The following is a 21752-nucleotide window of genomic DNA, read 5'->3' on the forward strand; positions in this document are numbered from 1 at the left end:
GGGCAGGGGCGGTCGGCGGATCAGGGACGAGGGGCGGGGGCCGCGCCCGCGCAGCGCAACGCCATGGCGGTCAGTTCGGCGAGGAGTTCGGCAGCGTCGTCCTCCTCCGGGGCGCCGAGCGGAGCCACGAGGACCTCGCCGATGGCGCCGGTGAGCGCCGCGGCGGTGACTTCACCGTTCTGGGGCGGCAGCAGTCCCTCGGCCATGGCCTCGCGGATCACTTCGGCGAACAGCGCGCGGTAGCGGCGACGGAAGGCAAGACGCTCCGCGCCGACCGCCGCGTCCGCCGGTGCGGCGAGCAGGGCGTAGGCGAGGCCGCGGTTTTCGAGGGCGCGGCGGGCGAAGACCCGGACGCCGTCGGTGAGCCGGTCGACCGGGGTCCCGGAGCCGTTCAGTACGGATTCGAGGACGTCGACCTCGTGTCCTGCCGCCCGCCGGAAGACCTCGACGGCGAGGGCCGCCTTCGACGCGAAGTGCTGGTACATCGAACCTGCCGCGATGCCCGCGGCGTCGGCGACCGCGGTCACGGACGCGCCTGACCAGCCCACTTCGGCGACGACGTCGGTCGCCCGGGCGACGAGATGCTCACGTGCCGATTCGAGACGTCGAATCTCGGCTGGGGTCTTGCGGTAGGCCATGAAAGAAGTGAACCATCATTCATAGTTTCCCGACAAGGGCCGGACGCCCCGGCCCGCGATCCCAGGAGAAGGCGTGCACCTCAGTGCCATGCTGGACAGCGTCGTCCGAGCGGCCGGCCGCAAGGAAGCCCTGGTCTACCGCGACCGGCGATGGAGTTACGACGAGTTCGGCGCCGCCGTCCGCCGGACGGCGACCGTGTTGCGCGAAGCGGGGCTCCGGCCGGGGGACCGCCTGGCCGTGATGACGTACAACACCCCGGCCTTCCTCTTCGCGGCGTTCGGTGCCTGGCTGGCCGGTGCCACGCTGGTGCCCGTCAACCACAAGCTGCAGACCGCCGAGGTGGAACACCAACTGCGGCACTGCGGTGCCCGGCTGGCGCTCTTCGACCATGAGATCGGTGACCGGACCGCCGCCGCGGCCGTCGGGATTCCCCGGCTGGTGAGCCATCCGGACGCGACCGGGGACGAACTCCCGGCCGGCTCCTTCGAGGCGCTGACCGCCGGGGCGGCGGAGTGGCGGGGCGGGCCCGGACCCGACACCGACATCGCCCAGATCCTGTACACCTCGGGCACGTCCGGCCGCCCGAAGGGCTGCGTGCACACCCACCGGGGCATCGCCCTCACCGCCATCTGCACGGCGGCCACCGTCCCCCTCCGGCGCGACGAGCGGTTCCTCGTCTGCATGCCGATCTGGCACGCGTCCCCGCTCAACAACTGGGCGATGGGGACCCTGTTGCTGGGCGGCACGGTCGTCCTCCAGCGCGAGTACGAGCCCCGCGTCATGCTGGAGACCGTGCAGCGCGAGCGGATCACCGCGGTGTTCGGTGCGCCGATCGCGCTCATCGCCCCGGTGCAGGCGGTGCCCGACTTCGACGCGTACGACCTCTCCTCGGTCCGTTCCTGGATCTACGGCGCGGGGCCGATGGACGCGGACACGGTCCGCAGGCTGATGGAGGCGTACGGCTCGGAGAACTTCCACCAGGTCTACGGCATGAGCGAGATGGGTCCGGTGGGCGCGTCGCTCTCTCCCGGAGAGCAGATGGAGAAGGCGGGCTCGATCGGGCGCGGCGGCATGGTGGGCGTCGACCTGCGCATCGTGACGCAGGACGGCACGGACGCCGCCGCGGGCCGGACGGGGGAGATCTGGCTGCGCTCGGACACCCGCATGGCCGGGTACCTCGATGACGAGAAGGCCACCGAGGAGGCCTTCGTGGGCGACTGGTACCGCACCGGCGACCTCGGCAGGGTGGACGAGGACGGCTTCGTCACCGTGGTGGACCGCCTCAAGGACATGATCATCACGGGCGGGGAGAACGTGGCCTCGCAGGAGGTGGAGGGTGTCCTGCGCGGCCACCCCGACATCCTCGACGTCGCCGTCGTCGGCCGTCCGCACGATCAGTGGGGCGAGACCGTGGTGGCGGTCGTGGTGCCGAGAGGCGGTGCTCCGCTGGACATCGAGGGCGTACGGGAATGGCTGGAGCCGCGACTCGCGCGGTACAAGATCCCGCGCGAACTGGTTCTGCGGGCGGAGCTGCCCCGGACGCCCTCGGGGAAGGTCACCAAGCACGTGCTGCGCAGCGGTCTGACCGGCTGACCGCCGGGCCCCTTCGACGGGTGGTCTGCCGGGCCCGCGTAGGGTCACGGCATGGCCGAGCACAGGATGAAGCAGCCGCGCAGGGGGCCGGGCCGGCCCCGGGAGGAACGCGTCACGGGGGCGGTCCTGGACGCCGTCGTCGACCTGGTGGCGGAGCGCGGGATGAGCGCCCTGACCATGGATGCCGTTGCCGCGCGCGCGGCGGTGAGCAAGCCCGCCATGTACCGCCGCTGGTCCACCAAGCAGGATCTGATCATCGCCGCCGCCGAGTCGCGCATCGGGCCGTTGACCGTGCCCGACATGGGGGACTTCCGCGCCGAACTGCGGGCCGTTCTCACGGCGCGCGCCGAGGCGTACCGGCAGCCGGGGGTCGGCCGTCTGCTGGCCGGGGTGATCGGCGCGGCGGCGGAGACCGAGGCGGAACCCGGTGCCTACCGGGCGTACACGGCGCGGGTGACGAGTGAGACCCGGCATCTGCTGGAGCGGGGTGTGGCCCGCGGGGACGTGCGGCCGGACGCCGACCTGGCCGCCGCGACGACGCTGGTCGCCGCGTCGCTGCTGTTCCGGCTGGTCGGTGAGCAACAGGTGCCGGACGACGCGCTCGTTGAATCCGTGGTGGAACTGATCGGACGCGCGGTCGGGGTGCCGTCGTGAGCCGGTAGGGCCGCTCGCCCCTGTCCCTCTGCTCGGGGCCGCCCGCCCGCTCCTGTCTCCCTGTTCGGGGGCCGCCCGCCCCCGTATCCCGGTTCGCCGCCGTACGGGCGGAGAGCCGGCGCCTTGGTGCGCCCATTTCCGGCGGCGCCGGGCCCTCGCCGGTGAAGTGCCGTGCGGTTCGGCCGCCGTTGGCCGGGGCTCAGAAATCTTTCTTCTCAGACCCCTTGCCCCGGCACGACGCAATATCGATACTTCCGGTTACGTAATCGACGTCGATCGTGGGAGGAACCCATGGCCACCACCGTCACCACCGAGGGTCCGAGGCCCGTACTCGACAAGCCGCTGATGCGCTACGGGCGCCGGACACTGGAACGCCTGGCGCCGGGCGCCGACGCGCCGCAGTACCGGATCCTCGGCATCAGCCCGCTGACGCCGCACATCGGGGCGGAGGTCGAGGGTGCCGACCTGTCCCGGCCGATCGACGAGGCACTCGCCGAGGAACTGCGTCAGGCACTGCTGGAGTGGAAGGTGATCTTCTTCCGCGGGCAGACGGGCCTGGAGCCGCGGCACCACCTGGACCTGGCAGCGGTCTGGGGGCCGCCGGAGGCCAACCCGTTCTTCCCGAAGTCCGGGACGGCGGGCGTGTCACGACTCGCCAAGGACGCGATGGCCGTGGGCAACGAGAACATCTGGCACAGCGACCACTCCTTCATGGCCGCACCCGCACTGGGCTCGGTCCTGCGCTCCGTCGAGGTACCGGCCGCCGGGGGCGACACCATGTGGGCCGACATGGGCGCCGCGTACGACAACCTGTCCGACGCGATGAAGACCCGTATCGAGAACCTCACCGCCGTGCACGACTGGGTGCCCAGCTGGGGTTCGACCATGACCGGGGAGCAGATCGCGCACTTCCGCCGGAGCCTGCCGCCGGTCGAGCACCCGGTCGTGGTGCGCCACCCGCGCAGCGGCCGCAAGCTCCTCTACGTCAACGAGCCGTTCACCACCCGCATCGTGGGTCTGTCCGACGCCGAGAGCCGTGAACTCCTGGACGAACTGGTGCTCCAGGCGCGCGTCCCCGAGTTCCAGGTCCGCTTCCACTGGGAGCAGGACTCCGTGGCGGTCTGGGACAACATCGCCACCCAGCACTACGCGATCAGCGACTACTACCCGCAACGCCGGGTGATGGAGCGCATCGCCGTCGCCGGAGTACCGCTGTCCTGAACGGCCGGGATCCGCGCGGCGTGGTGACCCCCACGCGCGGCCCTCCCGCCAGCAGTCCCTTCCGCCCCGATCCGCAGCTCCCGCTGCCCGAACGCCCCTTCACGGAGGACCCATGACTACGGCACCGTCTCTGTCCCAGCGGTCCTCCGGGACCGCCGACTCCCACGGCGGTGGCGCCAAGGCCTGGACCGTGACCGCTCTGCTGGTGGTCTTCATGATGGTCAACTTCGCGGACAAGTCCGTGCTGGGCCTGGCCGCGGACGAGATCCGGGCCGACCTCCATCTGAGCGCCACCCAGTTCGGGCTCGCGAACAGTGCCTTCTTCCTCCTCTTCTCGCTCTCGGCCGTCGTGGTCGGCCTCGTCGCCGACCGGGTGTCACCGAGGCTGTTGCTCCTGGCGATGGCGGTTCTGTGGTCGGTGGCCCAGGCGCCCGCGGCGTTCGGCGGCGGTCTGGCCGTACTCGTCGCCTCCCGCGTGGTTCTCGGCGCCGCCGAGGGGCCTTCCTTCCCCGTCGCCCAGCAGGCGACCCTGGCCTGGTTCCCCAACCACCGGCGCAACCTGCCCGGGGCCCTGATCACCCTGGGCGTGACGCTCGGCGTCATCGTCTCCGCGCCCGGCCTGTCCTGGGTCATCCAGCACCACGGCTGGCGAGCGGCGCTGTGGGTGCTCGCCGCCGCCGGTCTCGCGTGGGCCGTGGCGTGGAAGCTGTTCGGGGCGGACGGCGGACATCGCACCGAGGAGAAGCAGGCGCTGCCCGGTGCCGCCGCGGCGGCACCTGTTCCTTACCGGCGGATCCTCGCCACACGTACCTGGACAGGGGCCACACTCGCCTACTTCACGAGCTACTGGTCGGTGGCGCTGATGCTGGTCTGGCTGCCGTCCTACCTGCGCAACGCCCTGGGACACCCGGCCCACACGGCGGCCGTCCTCGTGGTCGTCCCCTGGGCCGTCGGCGCCGTGGCACTGCTCGCCCAGGCCGGCATCACCGGACGGCTCATGCGCCGCGGCGTCGGCAGCCGCCGGGCGCGCGGCTGGGTCGGCGGGTGGCTGCTCGCTCTGGGCGCGGTGTGCCTGCTGGCGCAGACCTTCGTGGACGGATCCACGGGCAGGACCGTGCTGGTGGCCCTGGGATTCGGACTCGGCGGGTCCTACGCGACGATCGCGGCCACCACGGTCGCCGAACTCGCCCCCGCCGGCCGGAGCGGCGGATCGCTGGGCGCGATGAACGCGGTGGTCACGGCCGCCGGCCTCGCGGCACCTGCCGTCGTCGGTGCGCTGGTCGACGCCCGGGGCAATGACGGCTACCACCTCGCCGTCACGCTCTCCGGCGTGCTGCTTGCGATCGGAGCGACGGCGTCCTTCCTCCTGATCGACCCGGCCCGCGACGCCGCCCTGCTGACACGGTGACCCCCACCGCCGCACACGGGGCCGACGAACCGCCCGCCCCTACCCCCCTACCGAGGAGCCCTTCTGTGAGCGCCGCACCGGTACTCGACACCGCACCGCTGGACCACGCCGTCACCGCATTGCGCGAGGGCATGGAGACCTGGACCCGGACCGGTCCGGCCGAACGCATCCGCCTGCTGGAACGGATGCTGCCCCGCATCGCCGAAGGCGCCCCCGCCATGGTGGCCGATGCGGCGCGCGCCAAGGGCTACGAAGCGGGCTCGCGCTGGGCCGCCGAGGACTGGGTCACGGCGCCCTGGGCACTGGCACAGACCGTCGGCGCGTACCTCCACGTGCTGCGCAGGCTCGTCGACGGGCGTGACCCGGTCCCCTCCCGGGCCGTCCGGGAACGGGGCGGGCGCACCGTCGTCGACGTCTTCCCGGCCACGGGCACGGACCGCCTGCTCCTCAGCGGTTTCTCCGCGCAGGTGTGGACCCTGCCCGGCACCACGCCCGAGCAGGTCCTCGCCAGGGCGGGCGGCACCTACCGTGGCAGGGCGGGCACACCCGCCGTGGCGCTCGTCCTGGGGGCCGGGAACGTGGCGGCCATCACCCCCCTCGACATCGTGCACAAGCTCTACCTGGACAACCAGGTCGTCATCGCCAAGATGAACCCGGTCAACGACTATCTGCGGCCGCACTTCGAGAAGGTGTTCGCCGAGTTCGTGGACCGGGGCTGGGTCCGCTTCGTGGACGGCGGCGCCGCCGAAGGCGCCTATCTGACCGGGCACGAGGGGATCGACACCATCCATGTGACGGGGAGCGAGCGCACTCACGACGCCATCGTCTGGGGTGCGGACGAGCAGGCGGAACGGCGTCGGCGCGAGGACACACCCCTGAACGACAAGCCGTTCACCAGCGAGCTCGGGGGAGTCAGCCCCTGCATCGTCACCCCGGGCCCGTGGACGGACGCGGACCTCCGCTTCCAGGCGGAGCACATCGTCACCAGCAAGATGAACAACTCCGGCCACAACTGCGTCGCCAGTCAGATCCTCGTGGTACCGCGGGACTGGGGCGGGACCGGGCGACTGCTCGACGAGATCCGCAGGGCCCTGCGCGAGCTCCCGGCCCGCAGCGACTACTACCCGGGCGCCGCCGGACGGCTGTGCGACGTCGTCGAGGCGCACCCCGGGGCCGAGTTCCTCGTCGGGGAGGCATGCGGGGCGCTCGTGCCCGACATCACGCGCCCGGACGACCCCATGCTCACCGACGAGGTGTTCGCCAGCGCGCTCGGAGTGGTGCGCATAGAGGGCCGGGACCCGGCCCAATTCCTGCGCCGGGCAACCGACTTCGTCAACGACGCCCTGCCGGGCACCCTGGGCGCCACGCTGCTGGTCCACCCCCGGACCGAGCGCGCGTACCGCGACGCCGTGGACACCGCGATAGCCGAACTGCGCTACGGCACGCTCGGGGTGAACTGCTGGTCGGCGTTCGGCTTCCTTCTCGGGTACACGCCATGGGGCGCCTTCCCCGGGCACACACGTCAGGAGATCGGCAGCGGAATCGGCTTCGTGCACAACGCGTTCATGCTGGAGGACGTGGAGAAGACGGTGCTCCGCGCCCCCTTCGCACCGGCGCCGCGTGGGCTGTTCAGCGGCTCTCCCTCGCTGTCCCCGCGGCCTTCGTACTTCGTCACCAACCGGACCGGCCGGACGACCATGCGGCGGCTCACCGGCTTCGCCGCCGCACCGAGCGTCTGGAAGCTCCCCGCCATCTTCCTGTCGGCGCTGCGCGGCTGAGGCGCTTCTTCCGAGGTGCGGCATCACCGTGAACGTGGCGCGCGCTGCCCGGCCACCCCGAGCGGCCGCCGGGCGCGGGCCGGCGCACTCACCCATCGTCAGGCGAAGCGGAGGCACCGGACACCGATGGAGCCCACGAACCACCCCTATCGGCCCGGGTCTTGTTCAAGCGGCAGATCGCGGGCCGCCCCCATGGTGCAGGGGCGACCCGCGATCAGTTCCCGTCGTCGGCCTCGGCTACCGCGAGCGCCCGGGGCCCGAGGGCTCTGCCGCGAACACGCTCTGGCGACAGGACGCTCGTTGCTCCGGCGCCACCGACCACGTGCCGGAATCCCCGGTCAGCCGGCGGCAAGCACGGTCGAAGCGTTGCCGAGTGCGGTCAGCCGCGTCTCCTTCATGGGGGCGAGCTCGGCGTGCCGGTCCTCGATGAGTGACGCCTGGATGTCGGCCTCGGCCCGGAACCAGGTGTCCACCAGCTGGGTCGAGTCCTTGCAGGCGACATCCGCGGTGGCCGTGGCGATCTCGGCCGCCGTGGCGGTGCGGCTGCTGCCGAACGCGGGATCGTCGTTCGCCTGCATCGGGTCGCTGTAGGTGAACCCCTTGCCCGCCATGCACGTCGACCAGGCGGCGAACACCGCCCGCACGCCGGGTGCCTCCTTCGCCTTGAGGTAGCTCTGGCCGTTGATGTCCTGCGGGAGGTCGGGGTACAGCTCGTCCGATCCGCCGGTCAGCTGCCGAGTCGACTGTCCGATGCAGCCGCCTGCCGGGATCGCGACCCCCTTGAACGACTTCGGTGCCGCCTTGAGGGCCGCGGCGTCGCTCTGTCCGGCAGGCAGGCCCGTCATCACGAGTTCCTGGTCGTCCGGGAGCTCCGCGTCGGGGGCGGCCTTGGCGAAGGCCACGAGGGCGGGGGACGGGTGGTATCCGTACTTCGCGGCCTCGGTGGCGTCCTCGATGCCGTAACGGTCCGCGGTGAAGGTGTCCCGGGGATCCGCCTGCGGCACGCTCAGCGCTTCGAAACCGGTGAATCCGAAGTCGCGCATGCACTGTTCGTCGAGCTGCACACGGGCTTTCGTGATCTTGACGTACTCGGCCGACGAGGGGAGATAGTCCTCGATCGGCAGAGTGCGTATCTTCACCTCGTCGGAGGCGGGGTGGATGGAGTTTTCCTTGGCGGAGTCGGCGGAATGGCCACTGCTTGAGCAGCCGGTGATCACCAGCAGGCCCACGGTGAGGGCGGTGCCGATTCCCATAATCCTTTGACGGCGTGTTGAACTCATTGAATGGGCCTCGATACTCAAGAAGGGTTGGGGTGGTAGTTCCACGAAGCGTTGTTGTTGTAGGTGACGCTGAGATTCCGCTTCGACTGCGCCGCCACCACGTCGTACGGCCCCTTGTACCAACTGTTGTAGTGCACCCGCACGGCCTGGGTCTTGTAGCGGCTGTCCGCGGACGCCGCGTTGTTCTTGACGGTCACCCCGGCTCCGTTTCCGGTGCCCGGGTTGAAGACGTAACCGAAGTCCCAGGACGGCATGCCGTCGACGTGGGCCATCGCTGCTACCGCGCCCGCCTGGTTGGAGTTGTAGTACACGCACGCCAGGCCGTCGTAGCACCGGGCGGTCGGTGCGGCGGAAGCCGGTGTGGGCAGGGCCACCAAAGTCAAACCAAAGGCGGCGGCCATGAGCAGCGCGCCTCGTACGAATCTCATTCTGAATTCTCCTGACCAAGAGTTTCCGGAAGCGAGTACGGCGATCGGGGGCCGAAATCCGAATCGGGAATCGACCCGTATCTTTTTGCGTGCAGGCGCAATTAAAGCACTCCCGCAACGGGCCCAAGGGGGGATATTGAGCCGAAACTGGCGGGTTTTCTACTGAATTCCGGTGCATGTGCGCATGAGGGGTCCGAAGAGATCGGGGCAGGGGGAACCGTGTGGGCCGACCTGCTCACCCCCGCCGACCGGCGCGGACCGACGCCGCTGTTCCGGTCCCACGTGCGCCCTTACGGGACAGTCAGGGAACTCCGGCCCGACGTCGTCGTGATGGACATCCGGATGCCCGGCATGGACGGCATCGAGGCCACTCGGATGATCACCTCCAACGCCCCGGCGCCGCGCGTACTCATGCTCACCACCTTCGACGACGACAACAACGTCTACGCCGCGCTACGGGCCGGGGCCAGCGGATTCCTGGTCAAGGACATGGCGCTGGACGACATCCTGACCGCGACCCGCGTCGTGGCCGCCGGCGACGCCCTCATCGCGCCGAGTGTCACCCGACGCCTGATCGAGGAGTTCGCGAACCGTCCCGCGGCCGCTGCCCCTCCGCAGCGACTCGATGGCATCACCGAGCGGGAACACGAGGTGCTGACACTCGTCGGGCGCGGCCTGTCCAACAGTGAGATCGCGGCCGAGCTGTTCATCGGTCACGCCACCGCCAAGACCCATGTGGCGCGGCTGCTGACCAAACTCCACGCCCGCGACCGTGTCCAGCTTGTGATCATCGCTTACGGAGCGGGCCTGGTGTCGCCCTCACCATGACCCGGCAGCAAGCAGGGTCACCCCAGGTCTGCGATCTGGCCCACCGCCGCTTACGACAACGAGGACGCCTGCGGGCCTGGCTGTTCTCGATCGCCCCGGCCACCGGGGACCTCTCGCGCAACACCATCTACAACTACGTGCCCGGACTCAAGGGCGGTCGCCTCGCACTCGCTCGGGCGACGAGCACGCCGGAACTGCCCCGACCCGCCAGGTCAGAGGGCTGATCACCGCCGTTCGCGGCTGGTGACGGCGTTCTTACCGGCACCCCGTGACGCGGATCAGAAGGCGCGGGATTCCCGGACCGTGTCCTGGTCGACGTCCGTCCAGCGCAGCCAGGCCTCCTGGAGGCATCCTCGGCGTCGGCGGGGCGGTCCTCGGTCGCACTGACCGAGGACCGCCCCGGCGGCGGGGTCACCGGTGCGCCGCCGCGCACACCGCGTACCCGTCGAGGGCTCGGTGACTCAACGGAGCCCGTAGTACAGCGAGTTGTGCGCGGTGTCCGGCAGGTACAGGACGTCGTTCCCGTCCGAGTCCCGTCGCACCGCGAGCCGGTCCGCGCTCACGCCCGGAGCGGCGGACTGCGAGGTCCATGCCGTGCCCGGCCGGGTGGCGGCGAAGACGCGGTCGGTGCCGGAGCCGGTCACGTAGTAGACCCGACCGGCCTCGGTCTCGTCCCAGGTGATGCCGAGGGCCGCGGTGGTCGGGCCGCCGGCGTACACGGTCTGGCGGATCCAGTCGCTGCCGCTCGGATACGCGTAGTACACACGGAAGTTGCCGCCGCTGTCGGCGGAGCGGTAGCGGTAGGCGACCTTCGGGGCCGAGCCGTCGAGGGTGAGCTTGGCACTCTGCACCGCCGGTCCGGTGTACGCGTTGTCGATGCTCCATTCCTCACCCGTGGTGAGTTCCTGGATCACGTCGGACGTGGCGGGTGTCACCGGCGTGGTGACGGCCGCGCCCGTGCTGTCCGCGAAGGCGCCGGTTGCCGGGTCGTAGCGGAGGTAGGAGAGCTGGTGGCGGAACGCGGTCGCGGGTGCCTTGGCCCACTCGTAGAGGAGGTGTACGCGCCCCGCGCTGTCCACCGTCAGGTCGTCGGGGTACACGGAGCGGTTCAGCGCGACGGCGAAGGTGGCGACCACGCTCCAGCGTGATGCGGCGTTGTCCCACCGGTACAGCTTGCCGGGCCGCTGGTCGGAGCCGGCGCCGACACGGGCGGCCAGGTACAGATCGCCGTTGGGCGCGGTGGTCACGACCGGGTAGGTGATGGCCTCGCCCTGGTCGGGCAGTTCGGCCGCGTGGTCCGTGACGTCCCCGCCGGGGGCCTCGGTGCGGAAGTAGCGCCACGGGTTGGCGTGCATGGAGGTGAACACGTGCAGGCGGCCGCTGCCGTCGCGGGCGACGGACGGCTGGTTGTGACCGTTGTCGTCGGGGAATTCGGCCTGCTGCCCGCTCGTGGTGAGCAGCGGCAGACGGCTCCACACGCCGTCCGGGTCGCGCCGTGCGATGGCCGGGCGGTGCGTGGCGGCCGTCGAGCCGGGTTCGTTGAACGCGAAGTACGTGTACTGGCCGCGGCCCTTGTAGGTGGCGGCGGGCGTCCACCAGGCGGCCTGGTTCGACGAGTCCATCGCGTACGGGACCTTCTCGATCACCGTTGCCGCGGCCGCTGCGCGGTCCGTGCCGGTGGCCTGGGCGGCCGCCTGGCCGGGCGTGAGCAGGGCGGCCAGGGCCGCGGCCGAGGCGGCGTACGCGCGTGCCGTGGGACGTCGCAAGGTGAGCTCCTTCGCGGGCGTGATGGTGGGGGTACGGGAGAGGCCCATGGGGTCGGTCCGTTCCTCCGCTGCGCCGGAAATTTACAACAGATCCCACATCGTGAATAGAGATTGCACAATGAGGATTCGAGATACCTCAGAGGGAAGTTGGATGCGGCACGGCAAAGGGCCCGGTGAAGGCTGATCCGCCTTCACCGGGCCCCGGGCCGCCGCGTGTTGTCTCAGCGCTTGATGAGCGCGGCGACCTCCTCGCCGACCTTCTTCATTGCGTCCTTCGGCTTCGACTGGCCGACCAGGACGGCCTGGACCTGCTTGGCCACGGCCTCCTCGATCTGGGCGTTCTGCGCGAACTGCCAGAACGGGCTGCCGGTCGCCGTCTTGGTGATCTTCTCGGTCCACTCGGTGGTGAACGTGTCCTTGGCGACCTTCGGGTCGGCCAGGCCCGCCGTGGTGGACGGCGGCAGGGCCCGCGTCGCGAAGTACTCCGAGGTGGTGGCCAGGTCGGAGGTGGTGTGCAGCGCGAACTGCGTGGCCGCGTCCTGTCCCTTGCCGTTGACGATCGCGATCACCCCGCCCCACAGCAGTGCCTGCGAGGTGTCGCCGGACCGCAGCACCGGACGCCGCATCGGCTGCATCGCGTCGGCCAGCGTCTTGTCCTTGGACTGGGCCGCGGTCACGCCCTTGCCGATGACGGCGTCGTCGTAGAAGGCGGCCTTGCCCTGGCCGAACAGGGCGCGCGCGTCGAAGCGGTCCACGTCGGCGGCGATCAGCTTCGCGTCGTGCATCTTCTTGTACCAGGTGACCGCGTCGACGGAGGCGTCGTCGCCGATGGTGACCTTCTCGCCGTCCATGAGCGTGCAGCCGAAGGTCTGCATCCAGGGGAAGATGTCCTTGAGCTGCGCGACCTTCGTGGCCGCGGCGTAGGGCACGATACCGCCGCCGAGCCCCTTCACCGCCCGCAGCGCGTCCTCGAACTCCTCGATCGTGGTGGGGTGCTCCTTGACGCCGGCCTTCTCCAGGATCTTGGAGTTGGCGATCACGCCGATCGAGCCGGTGTTCCACGGCAGGCCGTACTGCTTGCCGTCGTACACGCCGCTCTTCAGCGCCACGTCCGTGTAGCCGCCCTTCGGGGCCACGGAGCCGAGGTCGGCGAGCTTGCCCATCTGCGCCACCGCGGCGAGCCAGGCGATGTCGAGGTGCACCGCTCCGGTGGTCTCCCCGCCGCCGAGCTTGAGGGTGAGCTGGCTCAGGTACTCGTTGTACGGGTACGAGACCGCGCGGACCTTGGACTTCTCGGCCTTCTCCCACGCCGCGATGATCTTCTCGATGGAGGGTCTGGCGGCCTCCTCGTTGAGCGACCAGGAGGTGAAGTCGAAGTCCTTGGACTTCGTGTCGCCTCCGTTGGAGGCGCTGCCGGAGTTGGACGGGGACGGTGCGCAGGCACCGAGCGCGCCGACGCCGGCCACACCGAGGGCGCCGATGCCGAACATACGCAGCGCGCCGCGGCGGCTGATGCCAGAGGTGGTCATGGTTTCTCCATGGGGAGTGGGCGGAAGGGGAGGAGCGTGGGGGAGCGGGCGGGAGGATCCCGTGCGGCTCGGTTACTTCACCGAGCCGGCGGTCATGCCGCCGACGAGGTAGCGCTGCAGGAACATGAAGGCGACGACGACCGGGATGGACACCACGAGCGAGGCGGCCATCAGCTCGGGCCAGGCGGCCTGGAACTCGCCGATGTAGGTGGAGACGAGGCCGGGCGGCAGGGTCTGCTTCTCCTTGTCGGCCAGGGTCACCGCGAAGATGAAGTCGTTCCAGCCACGGACGAAGGCGAACAGCCCGGCGGCGATCATTCCGGGCGCGGCCAGCGGCGCCACGATGGAGTGCAGCGTCCGCCACCGGGACGCGCCGTCGATGGACGCCGCCTCCAGCAGGGCGTCCGGAATGGTGTCGAAGATGCCCTTCAGCATCCAGACGCACAGCGGCATCGTGAACGTGGTGAAGGACAGCACCAGGGCGGTGTACGTGTTCAGCAGGCCGAAGCTGGAGAAGACGGCGTACAGCGTCACCAGCAGGAGGGCCTGGGGGAACATCTGGGAGGCCAGCACCATGTGCATCAGCGAGCGCCGCCCGCGATAGCGGAACTTGGAGAACGAGTACCCCATGTACGTGGCGACGACCACGCTCAGCACGGCGGTGATCGAGGCCACGACGAGCGAGTTGATCATGTACTTGATCAACTGGTCGTTGTCGGCGAGCGCCGTGAAGTTGCTGAAGGTGATGTGCGTGGGTATCAGCTTCGGCGGGAACTGGAACGCGTCCTCGGGGCTGCTCAGGGCGGTGGCCAGCAGCCAGTAGACCGGCAGGAGGCCGAAGGCGCCGATCACCAGGATCGCGGTCCAGGCGGCGACCCGGGAGCGGAGCAGGTCCTTGCGCATCCGGCGCCGCGAGGTGTTCTGGGCAGATGTGGCGGACTGCTTCAGCACGCCGGTGCCCGACAGCGGGGTGGAGGTCGTGGAGGTCATCAGGCGTCGCCCTTCCGCTCGGTGATCCTGAGGTAGACGGCGACCAGGAGGAGCAGGAGCAGCATCCACAGGCCGCCCAGCGCGGTCGCCCGTCCGATGTCGAAGCCCTTGAAGGCGGTCTGGTACACCGCGGTGGCGAAGGTCTCGGTGGCGCCCGCCGGCCCGCCGCCGGTGAGCACGTAGATGGTGTCGAAGTGCTGGAAGTTCCAGATGAACTCCAGCAGCAGCACGATCGAGGCGACCCCGCGCACCTGTGGCCAGGTGACGGCGAAGAAGCGCCGGATCGAGCCGGCCCCGTCGATCGAGGCGGCCTCGTGCAGTTCCTTGGGCACGGTCTGCAGACCGGCCAGGAGCATCACCATCATCCAGGGGAAGCTCGCCCAGGTCTTGGTGATGATGACGGCGAGCATCGCGGTGCCCGGCCGGCCGAGCCAGGACACCGACTCGTCGATGATCCCGGTGTCCATGAGGATGCCGTTCAGCACGCCGTAGTTCGCGTTGAAGATCCACATCCAGAGGAAGGAGACCACCACACCCGGGATCACCCACGGGAACAGGAACAGGCCGCGCATGAAGCCGCTGCCCTTCAGGCCCGAGTTCAGTGCGAGGGCGAGCGCGAACCCGAGCACGAAGGGGACGAGCGTCGCCCCGACGGTGAAGACCAGGGTCTGCTTGAGGATGGTGAGGAAGTCGCCGTCCAGCCAGTAGGTGAAGTTGTCGAGGCCGACGAACTCGCGTCCCGGCAGGCGCAGGTCCTGCTTGAAGAAGCCGGTGAACAGGGCCGACACCAGCGGATAGATGATGATCGTCGCGAACAGCGCGATCCCCGGAGCGGTCAGCAGCAGTGCGAACGCGCCGTTGGAGAGGCGTCCACCGGACCGCTCACGACGTGGAGGGGCCTTCCGTGGAGGTGCGGCCGTACTCATGGATCAGTCCTCTCGAACGGGGCGGGAGCGGTGGTGCAGGGCGTGCCACGGTGGCTGCGCTCCGCAGGGCGGAGGCGATGCGGCCGGACGTGAGCCGTGAGCCGCGCCGTCCCGTGCGCCGGCCGAGGCCCTGTGTGAAGGTCATGCTGCCGCACTGAATGCAAGTTGCAACATGCGGGATCGTTCTCCATATCGTGCGAAGACGTCAACCCTTTTGGTCGGTGAATCGTCGGTTCTGTGCGGAACCGTCGAGGTCGGTGACCTGCCGCGAATCGGGCGACGGCCCTCGCCGACGGCATCGTGGGCTGCGCCGGAAACTTACAACACATCCCACTGACTGAACAGTAGTTGCACAATATGGATGTGATGTACGTTCATGGTCGCTCCGCTACGGCGGAGAGAATCCGTGCTTCACACCGAGGAGGCCGCCCCGTGCGGGAAGAAGAGGTCCATTACGACATCGCCGTCATCGGCGGCGGCCTGGCGGGGACCTGCGCAGCCATCGCCGCGGCCCGGCTCGGCCGACGCGTCGCCCTGGTCAACAACCGCCCGGTACTGGGCGGCAACGCCAGCAGCGAGGTCCGGGTCTGGGTCTGCGGAGCCTCCGCCCACGGCGTGCACCGCTGGGCCCGGGAGACCGGCATCATGGGCGAGCTGTACACCGAGAACCAGTACCGCAACCCCGAGGGGAACCCGTACTACTGGGACCAGGTGGTCCTCGACGCGGTCCGGGCCGAACCGAACATCGACCTCTACCTCAACACCGACGTACGGGAGGTCGACGCGAGCGGTCCGGACGACGCGCGCCAGGTGCACTCCTGCACCGGCTGGATGATGGGCTCCGAGCGGCGCATCACCTTCCACGCCCGTCAGTTCCTCGACTGCACCGGCGACGGCCTGCTCGGCCACCTCGCGGGCGCCCACTACCGCATCGGCCGCGAGGCGCGCGCGGAGTTCGACGAGCCCTGGGCGCCCGAGGAGGGGGACCGGGCCCTGCTCGGGTCGACGATCCTGTTCCACACCAAGGACACGGGCCGGCCGGTGAAGTTCGTGGCGCCCGAGTCCGCCCGCGACCTCACCACCACGCCCATCCTGCGCAACCGCGTGCTGCGCACCGGCGACAACGGCTGCGACTACTGGTGGGTCGAGTGGGGCGGCGAACTCGACACCGTCCACGACAACGAGCTGATCCGCGACGAACTGCAGGCCGTGGTCATGGGCATCTGGGACCACATCAAGAACTCCGGCGAGTTCCCGGATGCCGAGAACCTGACGCTGGAGTGGGTCGGCAGCCTTCCGGGCAAGCGCGAGTACCGCCGCTTCCTCGGCGACCACATGCTGAGCCAGCAGGACGTTCTGGAGCAGCGGCAGTTCGCCGACCGTGTCGCCTTCGGCGGCTGGTCCGTCGACCTCCACCCGGTGCAGGGGATGTACGCCGACGAGCCCGGCGCCCGCCAGCGCTACGCGGACGGCATCTTCCACATCCCGCTGCGCTCCCTGTACTCGGTGAACGTCACGAACCTCCTGTTCGCCGGGCGCAACATATCCGCCACCCACATCGCGTTCGGTGCCACCCGCGTGATGGCCACCTGCGCCACCCTCGGCGAGGCCGCGGGAACGGCCGCCGCGCTGTGCGTGGCCGAGGGGATCGGCCCGCGCGAGCTCGCCGCCGAGCACCCCGAGCTGGTGCGCCGCACCCTGCTGCGACAGGACGCCTCGGTGATCGGTCTCTCCGACGACGACCCCGGCAACCTGGCCCGCGCGGCGCGGGTCAGCGCCTCCTCGCACCTGGGCCGGCTGGCCGCGGAGCCGACCCCGGACGCGCCCGGCGAGCCGTATCCGCTCACCCGCGACCTCGGGCTGCTGCTGCCGGCCGACCCCGCGCTCGACACGGTGGACCTGCTGGTCCACGGCGCTCCGGGCGAACGGCCGAGCGAGCTCACCGTGGAGCTGTGGAGCACCGGCCGCCCCGAGAACGCCGTCCCCGTCGACCACCTGCTCACCACCACCGTGGCCGTGCCGGCCGGCGGCCCCCACTGGGTCACCGCCCGCCTGGGCCACCGCCCGGACGCCCCGGAGAACGTCGTCCTGATCGTGCGGGCCTGCCCGGGGGCGGCGCTGGTCCTCCTTCCGGTACGCACCGACGGCGTTCTCGCGCTGCGCAGCAGGGCCGAGGGCGACGTGGCCGTCGACCACGACATTCCCGAGGAGGACGGCCAGCTGGTCCTGGAGTGGCAGGCCCGCGGCCTGCGCCGCCGGACCTTCGGCTTCCGCGCCGCCCCGGACACCGCGGCGTTCCTGCCCGAGCGGGCCGCCGGCGGATTCCAGCGCCCCTACGGCGGACCGCAGATGTGGTCGTCGGAGCCCTTGGCCGCCCCGGACCGTGCGGCGCAGTGGCTGCGCCTCGACTGGGACGGGGAGCGCCGGCTCACCGAGGCGCGCGTGGTGTTCGACGACGACGTCGACGAGTACCTCAACAACCTCCACCGCCACCGCACCCCCTTCGAGGTGATGCCGGAGCTGGTCCGCAACTACCGCCTCCAGAGCCGCGAGCCCGACGGCACCTGGCGCACCCTGCTGACGGTGACCGGCAACCGCCGCCGCCACCGCGTGCACGACCTGCGCGGTGCCGACGGCGGACCTGTGAGCACCGACGCCCTGCGTCTCGTGGTGGACGCGACACACGGGGCGCCGCACGCCCACGTGATCGCGTTCAAGGCGTACGGCGCGTAGGCGCGCGGCGAAGGGGGCCCGGTACAGGTCGGCTGACCTGTACCGGGCCCCCTTCGCCCGTTTCCGGCTTACGGCGTAGGACTCAGACCGCGCCCAGCGCCTGGCTGATGGCGTCCGCGGCCTCGATGACCTCGCGGGTCAGCGCGAGGCGCTGCCCTTCCGCCTCGGTGTGGCCGCCGAGGAGGGAGGTGGGACCCCAGAGGGAGATGGCGGCCACGACGTCGCCCGAGGCGTCGCGGACCGGTGCGGCGAGGGAGGCGCGGCCCAGGGCGCGCTCCTCGGCTTCGATGGCGTAGCCGGTACGGCGCACGGTGTCGATCTCGGTGTCGAGGAGGTCGTGGCTGGTGGTCGTGTAATCGGTGTGTGCCACGAGCGGTTCGGGAAGCAGTGTGCGGCGCTCCTTGGGGGAGAGGCCGGTGAGGAGGCATTTCCCGATGCTGGTGGCGTGCAGCGGGGCGCTGTGTCCGGCCTGCGTGTACGACTTGGGGGCGCGCGCTCCCTCGAAGTTGCACAGGAACATCAGCTCGGTCCCGCGGCGGACGGCGACGTTGGCCCCCAGCCCGGTGCGGGTGGCGAGGTCCTGGAGGACCATGCGGGCGGCCCGGTGGACGGGGTGCCGGTTGGTGGCGGTGGCGGCGAGGGGGAGGATGCCGAGGCTGAGGCGGTAGAGGTTGCTGACGGGGTCGCGTTCGACCATGTCGAGCCGTTCGAGGGTGGACAGCAGGCGGGAGGTCGTGGAGGAGCCCAGCCCGGTGAGTTCGGCGACGTCGGAGACGCGCAGTTCGGCGCGGCCGGAGTCGAGTGCGCGCAGCACCGAGACCGCTCGTTCGACGCTCTGGTTCGTCCCGGCGTCGGTCGCCCGAGTAGCCATGCCCCTCCTCATTTTGCAAACCACTTGCACTATCTGCATCAGCATATCGCGTAGATCCGAGGCATGGCCGATGAATCCGTCGGCCCGCAGTGGCGAGGACGCGGGCCGCGTGCGTGCGGCGGGGACGCGCACCGTCTTCCGGTGCGCGTCCCCGCCGCCGGCGTCAGGCGGGGCGCAGGCCGAACCAGTCGAAGGCCGCGCTGCCCCGGGTCGCGTACATGCCGATGACCCGGCCGGTGAAGCCCCCGGCCACCTCCGTGGTGAGGTAGCGGCCGTCGAGCGAGGCCAGGATCTCGAAGTCGCCCTCGGCCGTCTCATACCCCAGGTGGAGGGTGTCGGGCCCGCCGACCCGGAGGCCGGGCGGGACCGTCGCCCCCGGGTCCGTGACGGAGGGCGGCAGGACCACGGTGGTGGTGACGTCGATCCGCAGCGTCACCGGGCCCGGCGGCACGGTGCGTTCGGCCACGGTGTGGCACAGCGGGCCGATCCTGGCGACTGCGCGGACCGTGCCCGAGCCGTCCGTCTCCACCTGGTAGTGGTGCGCCTCGTCGAGCCGGACTGCGAGCCCGCCCAGGCCCCCGGCAGAGACCTCCACCTGTGTACGGGCGGTGCAGTCGGGGTCCCGCTGGCGCCGCCCGACGAAAAGGGCGTCGGGCAGGTCGAGGCTGTCCGCGCGCGCGTGCAGCACCAGGTGCCCCGGCCGCTCGTCCAGGCGCGCGGCGGCCGGGTCGTGCCGCCTCGGCGACACCCAGCACGGCGCGATCGCGGGGGAGTCGAAGTCGTCCCGCTCCGGCTCCTGCGGCCACGGGTGCGGCGGCAGCGCGGGGGCCTCCGCCCGCAGGTCCACCGGTCCCGGCAGCGGCCACTCGTCCTCCCAGCGGACGGGCGCCAGGAACGTCTCCCGGCCCAGACCGTGGTACTTCGGGGTGTCGCCGCGGGGCCGGGTGCCGAGCAGGACCATCCACCACGTGTCGTCCCGCGCCTGCACGAGATCTCCGTGGCCGACGTTCTGCACGGGGTGGCCGGTACTCCGGTGGGAGAGCACGGGATTGTCCGGGTGGGGTTCGAACGGCCCCGGCAGGCTGCGGGTCCGGGCCACCGACATCGCGTGCCCGCGTTCGGTGCCGCCCTCCGACAGCAGCAGGTACCACCAGCCGCCGATCCGGTACAGGTGCGGCCCTTCGGGGTACTGCAGCCCGCTGCCCGACCACAACGCCACCGGCTCGCCCAGCGTTTCGCCCGTTTCCGGGTCGATGCGCACCCCGTGGATGCCGTCGTCCGAGTACACGCACCAGCAGGTGCCGTCCTCGTCCCAGGCCAGATCGGGGTCGATGCCGGGAATGCCGACCGCGACGGGGTCCGACCAGGGGCCGGCCGGATCCTTCGCGGTGACCAGGACGGTGCCGGCGTCGGTGACCACGGTCGTGATCATCCAGAAGCGGCCGTCGTGGTGCCGCAGCGTCGGTGCGTACACCCCGCACGATGCCGGGACCGTATCCGGCAGTTCCAACTGGCCCGGACGGTCGAGCGCGTGGCCGATCAGCCGCCAGTTCACCAGGTCGCGGCTGTGCCACAGGGGCACCCCGGGTACGTACTCGAAACTGGACGTCGCCACGTAGTGGTCATCGCCCACCCGGCAGATGCTCGGGTCCGGACTGAAGCCGGGTATCACGGGATTGTCGAAGAGCGCCATGTCCGTCCCAGGGTGTGGATGGCCAGGTGGCGGATACGGCTGCCTGCCGCACCGCCACGGTCGTCGAAGCGCTTCGAAAGTCGCATGGGGGTGGTGCGCTGTCAACGGCCGCCGAGCGGGTCCGCCCGTCCCGGGGCGCTCCGTTCGGGCCCCGCCACGAGTGCCGGGGCCCGAACGCGGGATCAGCCGGCGGCCGGGCGCAGGCGGACCGGGAGGGCCTGGTGCCCGTTGCTGATCAGCGACGGCAGCGGCTGCAGTTCGGCTGCGGGAACGGCGAGTTCGGCGTCGGGGAACCGTTCGAAGAGCTGCTGGAGCGCGGTCGCGATCTCCATACGGGCGAGCGGGGCGCCGAGGCAGAAGTGGACGCCGTGGCCGAAGGCCAGGTGCTCCTTCGTCGGACGGGTGATGTCGAAGAGGTCCGCGGACGCACCGCGCGTGCCGGGGTGGCGGTTGGCTGCGGCGTAGGAGGCGAGGATCGGCTCGCCCCGGGCGATCGTCTGTCCGTCGGGCAGGGGGATGTCCGCCAGGGCGAAGCGCATGGGCAGGTGCTTGATGGCGGGCTCGTGCCGCAGGGTCTCCTCGACGACGCTGTTCCAGTCGGCGCGGCCGGCCCGCAGATGGGCCAGCTGCGCGGGGTCGGCCAGCAGAGCGGTGATGGCCTGGTCGATCACGTTGACGGTGGTGTCGTATCCGGCGGAGATCATCAGCAGGAGCGTGTCCCGCAGTTCGTCGTCGGTGAGGGCGCCGCCGTCCCCCTCGTCGTCGCGGGAGGCGATGAGGAGCGTGGTCATGTCGTCGCCGGGATGCGCGCGCTTGGCCTCGATCAGTCCGTCGAGGGCCTCGTACAGCGCGGCCGTGTTGGCGGTGGCCTCCTCGACGGTGAGGGTGGTGTCGAAGACGCCGTCGACCAGGGCGCGGAAGCCGTCGAGCTGGTCATCGGGGACACCCATGAGCTGGCCGATCACCGCGATCGGCAGCGGGTAGGCGAGGTCCCTGCGCAGATCGGCCACCTCACCGGCCGGCCGGGCTTCGAGATCGTCGAGAAGCGTGGCGACCACCTTCTCGATGGATGAACGGAGGTCCTGGATGCGGCGGGTGTTGAACGCCGGGGCCACCATCCGGCGGAGCCGTCGGTGGTCGCCTCCGTAGGCGGTGAACATGTTGCTCACGGCGACCCAGAGGGCGAGGGGCCAGGTGGCCACGGTCTCGTCGAAGGCCGGCCAGTGGGCGCGGGCGTCCTTGGAGACGTCCGGGCTGGTGAGGAGCTCCTTGAGGAGCGCCGGGTCGGTGACCGACCACGCGGTGACTCCGAGAACGTCCACACGGGTGGCCGGACCGCGGTCGCGCAGGGCCTGGTACTCGGCATGGCGGTCGGAGCCGCTCGGATCGAGGACGAGCACGGGCTGATCGGACAT

General features: G+C 70.8%; 18 protein-coding genes. 8 read left to right on the forward strand and 10 right to left on the reverse strand.

Going from position 1 to position 21752, the window contains the following annotated elements:
• Positions 1-20: 20 nt before the first annotated feature.
• Positions 21-638: a TetR/AcrR family transcriptional regulator gene (locus ACGFZA_RS37335; RefSeq protein ID WP_385285651.1), complete on the reverse strand. Its 618-nt coding sequence runs from the start codon at positions 636-638 to the stop codon at positions 21-23.
• A 73-nt stretch (positions 639-711) separates the two neighbouring features.
• On the opposite strand from ACGFZA_RS37335, the gene ACGFZA_RS37340 reads away from it, so the two are divergent.
• From ACGFZA_RS37340 to ACGFZA_RS37360, 5 genes are all read left to right on the forward strand, one after another.
• Positions 712-2232, forward strand: a complete 1521-nt coding sequence (locus tag ACGFZA_RS37340) for a class I adenylate-forming enzyme family protein (protein WP_393685083.1) — start codon at positions 712-714, stop codon at positions 2230-2232.
• Positions 2233-2283: 51 nt separating this feature from the next.
• Positions 2284-2886: a TetR/AcrR family transcriptional regulator gene (locus ACGFZA_RS37345; protein ID WP_385285654.1), complete on the forward strand. Its 603-nt coding sequence runs from the start codon at positions 2284-2286 to the stop codon at positions 2884-2886.
• Positions 2887-3177: 291 nt separating this feature from the next.
• On the forward strand, positions 3178-4107 hold the full coding sequence (locus tag ACGFZA_RS37350) for a TauD/TfdA dioxygenase family protein (protein ID WP_393685085.1): 930 nt from the start codon (positions 3178-3180) through the stop codon (positions 4105-4107).
• 112 nt (positions 4108-4219) lie between these two features.
• Positions 4220-5515, forward strand: a complete 1296-nt coding sequence (locus ACGFZA_RS37355) for an MFS transporter (protein ID WP_393685087.1) — start codon at positions 4220-4222, stop codon at positions 5513-5515.
• Between the two features lie 65 nt (positions 5516-5580).
• A complete protein-coding gene (locus tag ACGFZA_RS37360) occupies positions 5581-7293 on the forward strand; it encodes an aldehyde dehydrogenase family protein (protein ID WP_393685089.1) in 1713 nt (570 codons plus the stop codon).
• 338 nt (positions 7294-7631) lie between these two features.
• Here ACGFZA_RS37360 and ACGFZA_RS37365 read toward each other — a convergent pair whose 3' ends face one another.
• Positions 7632-8546, reverse strand: a complete 915-nt coding sequence (locus ACGFZA_RS37365) for a hypothetical protein (protein ID WP_393685091.1) — start codon at positions 8544-8546, stop codon at positions 7632-7634.
• A gap of 44 nt (positions 8547-8590) precedes the next feature.
• Entirely contained in the window at positions 8591-9001 is a 411-nt protein-coding gene (locus tag ACGFZA_RS37370; RefSeq protein ID WP_393685093.1) for a hypothetical protein, read from the reverse strand.
• A 267-nt stretch (positions 9002-9268) separates the two neighbouring features.
• Here ACGFZA_RS37370 and ACGFZA_RS37375 point away from each other — a divergent pair, with 267 nt between their 5' ends.
• Entirely contained in the window at positions 9269-9829 is a 561-nt protein-coding gene (locus ACGFZA_RS37375; protein ID WP_393685121.1) for a response regulator, read from the forward strand.
• Entirely contained in the window at positions 9826-10053 is a 228-nt protein-coding gene (locus ACGFZA_RS37380) for a hypothetical protein (protein WP_393685095.1), read from the forward strand. Before ACGFZA_RS37375 ends, ACGFZA_RS37380 begins: the two co-directional genes overlap by 4 nt.
• Positions 10054-10290: 237 nt before the next feature.
• On the opposite strand, the gene ACGFZA_RS37385 is transcribed toward ACGFZA_RS37380, so the two are convergent.
• The 4 genes from ACGFZA_RS37385 to ACGFZA_RS37400 form a co-directional block, all read right to left on the reverse strand.
• Positions 10291-11595 carry a BNR-4 repeat-containing protein gene (locus ACGFZA_RS37385; protein WP_385285667.1) on the reverse strand — a complete coding sequence of 435 codons (1305 nt, stop codon included), beginning with the start codon at positions 11593-11595 and terminating at the stop codon, positions 10291-10293.
• Between the two features lie 221 nt (positions 11596-11816).
• Positions 11817-13124, reverse strand: coding sequence for an ABC transporter substrate-binding protein (locus ACGFZA_RS37390; protein WP_393685098.1), 1308 nt, complete (start codon positions 13122-13124; stop codon positions 11817-11819).
• 72 nt (positions 13125-13196) lie between these two features.
• Positions 13197-14114 carry a carbohydrate ABC transporter permease gene (locus ACGFZA_RS37395; protein WP_393685100.1) on the reverse strand — a complete coding sequence of 306 codons (918 nt, stop codon included), beginning with the start codon at positions 14112-14114 and terminating at the stop codon, positions 13197-13199.
• Complete coding sequence (locus ACGFZA_RS37400) at positions 14114-15040, reverse strand: carbohydrate ABC transporter permease (protein WP_385285672.1); 927 nt, start codon at positions 15038-15040, stop codon at positions 14114-14116. Before ACGFZA_RS37400 ends, ACGFZA_RS37395 begins: the two co-directional genes overlap by 1 nt.
• Before the next feature lie 432 nt (positions 15041-15472).
• Here ACGFZA_RS37400 and ACGFZA_RS37405 point away from each other — a divergent pair, with 432 nt between their 5' ends.
• Entirely contained in the window at positions 15473-17773 is a 2301-nt protein-coding gene (locus tag ACGFZA_RS37405; RefSeq protein WP_393685102.1) for an FAD-dependent oxidoreductase, read from the forward strand.
• An 82-nt stretch (positions 17774-17855) separates the two neighbouring features.
• On the opposite strand, the gene ACGFZA_RS37410 is transcribed toward ACGFZA_RS37405, so the two are convergent.
• From ACGFZA_RS37410 to ACGFZA_RS37420, 3 genes are all read right to left on the reverse strand, one after another.
• On the reverse strand, positions 17856-18644 hold the full coding sequence (locus tag ACGFZA_RS37410; RefSeq protein WP_393685104.1) for an IclR family transcriptional regulator: 789 nt from the start codon (positions 18642-18644) through the stop codon (positions 17856-17858).
• Positions 18645-18807: 163 nt separating this feature from the next.
• Entirely contained in the window at positions 18808-20337 is a 1530-nt protein-coding gene (locus ACGFZA_RS37415) for a glycoside hydrolase family 43 protein (RefSeq protein ID WP_393685106.1), read from the reverse strand.
• A gap of 182 nt (positions 20338-20519) precedes the next feature.
• Positions 20520-21752 (reverse strand): cytochrome P450, encoded by a 1233-nt coding sequence (locus tag ACGFZA_RS37420; protein ID WP_385288605.1) that lies wholly within the window; start codon positions 21750-21752, stop codon positions 20520-20522.

This window comes from Streptomyces sp. NPDC048211, from assembly GCF_043202315.1.
Lineage (GTDB): Bacteria > Actinomycetota > Actinomycetes > Streptomycetales > Streptomycetaceae > Streptomyces.

Coding starts and splice junctions, on each gene's coding strand:
- ACGFZA_RS37335 (WP_385285651.1), bottom strand. CDS start 638: ATGGCCTACCGCAAGACCCCAGCCGAGATTCGACGTCTCGAATCGGCA.
- ACGFZA_RS37345 (WP_385285654.1), top strand. CDS start 2,284: ATGGCCGAGCACAGGATGAAGCAGCCGCGCAGGGGGCCGGGCCGGCCC.
- ACGFZA_RS37350 (WP_393685085.1), top strand. CDS start 3,178: ATGGCCACCACCGTCACCACCGAGGGTCCGAGGCCCGTACTCGACAAG.
- ACGFZA_RS37355 (WP_393685087.1), top strand. CDS start 4,220: ATGACTACGGCACCGTCTCTGTCCCAGCGGTCCTCCGGGACCGCCGAC.
- ACGFZA_RS37365 (WP_393685091.1), bottom strand. CDS start 8,546: ATGGGAATCGGCACCGCCCTCACCGTGGGCCTGCTGGTGATCACCGGC.
- ACGFZA_RS37370 (WP_393685093.1), bottom strand. CDS start 9,001: ATGAGATTCGTACGAGGCGCGCTGCTCATGGCCGCCGCCTTTGGTTTG.
- ACGFZA_RS37380 (WP_393685095.1), top strand. CDS start 9,826: ATGACCCGGCAGCAAGCAGGGTCACCCCAGGTCTGCGATCTGGCCCAC.
- ACGFZA_RS37390 (WP_393685098.1), bottom strand. CDS start 13,124: ATGACCACCTCTGGCATCAGCCGCCGCGGCGCGCTGCGTATGTTCGGC.
- ACGFZA_RS37395 (WP_393685100.1), bottom strand. CDS start 14,114: ATGACCTCCACGACCTCCACCCCGCTGTCGGGCACCGGCGTGCTGAAG.
- ACGFZA_RS37400 (WP_385285672.1), bottom strand. CDS start 15,040: ATGAGTACGGCCGCACCTCCACGGAAGGCCCCTCCACGTCGTGAGCGG.
- ACGFZA_RS37410 (WP_393685104.1), bottom strand. CDS start 18,644: ATGGCTACTCGGGCGACCGACGCCGGGACGAACCAGAGCGTCGAACGA.
- ACGFZA_RS37415 (WP_393685106.1), bottom strand. CDS start 20,337: ATGGCGCTCTTCGACAATCCCGTGATACCCGGCTTCAGTCCGGACCCG.
- ACGFZA_RS37420 (WP_385288605.1), bottom strand. CDS start 21,752: ATGTCCGATCAGCCCGTGCTCGTCCTCGATCCGAGCGGCTCCGACCGC.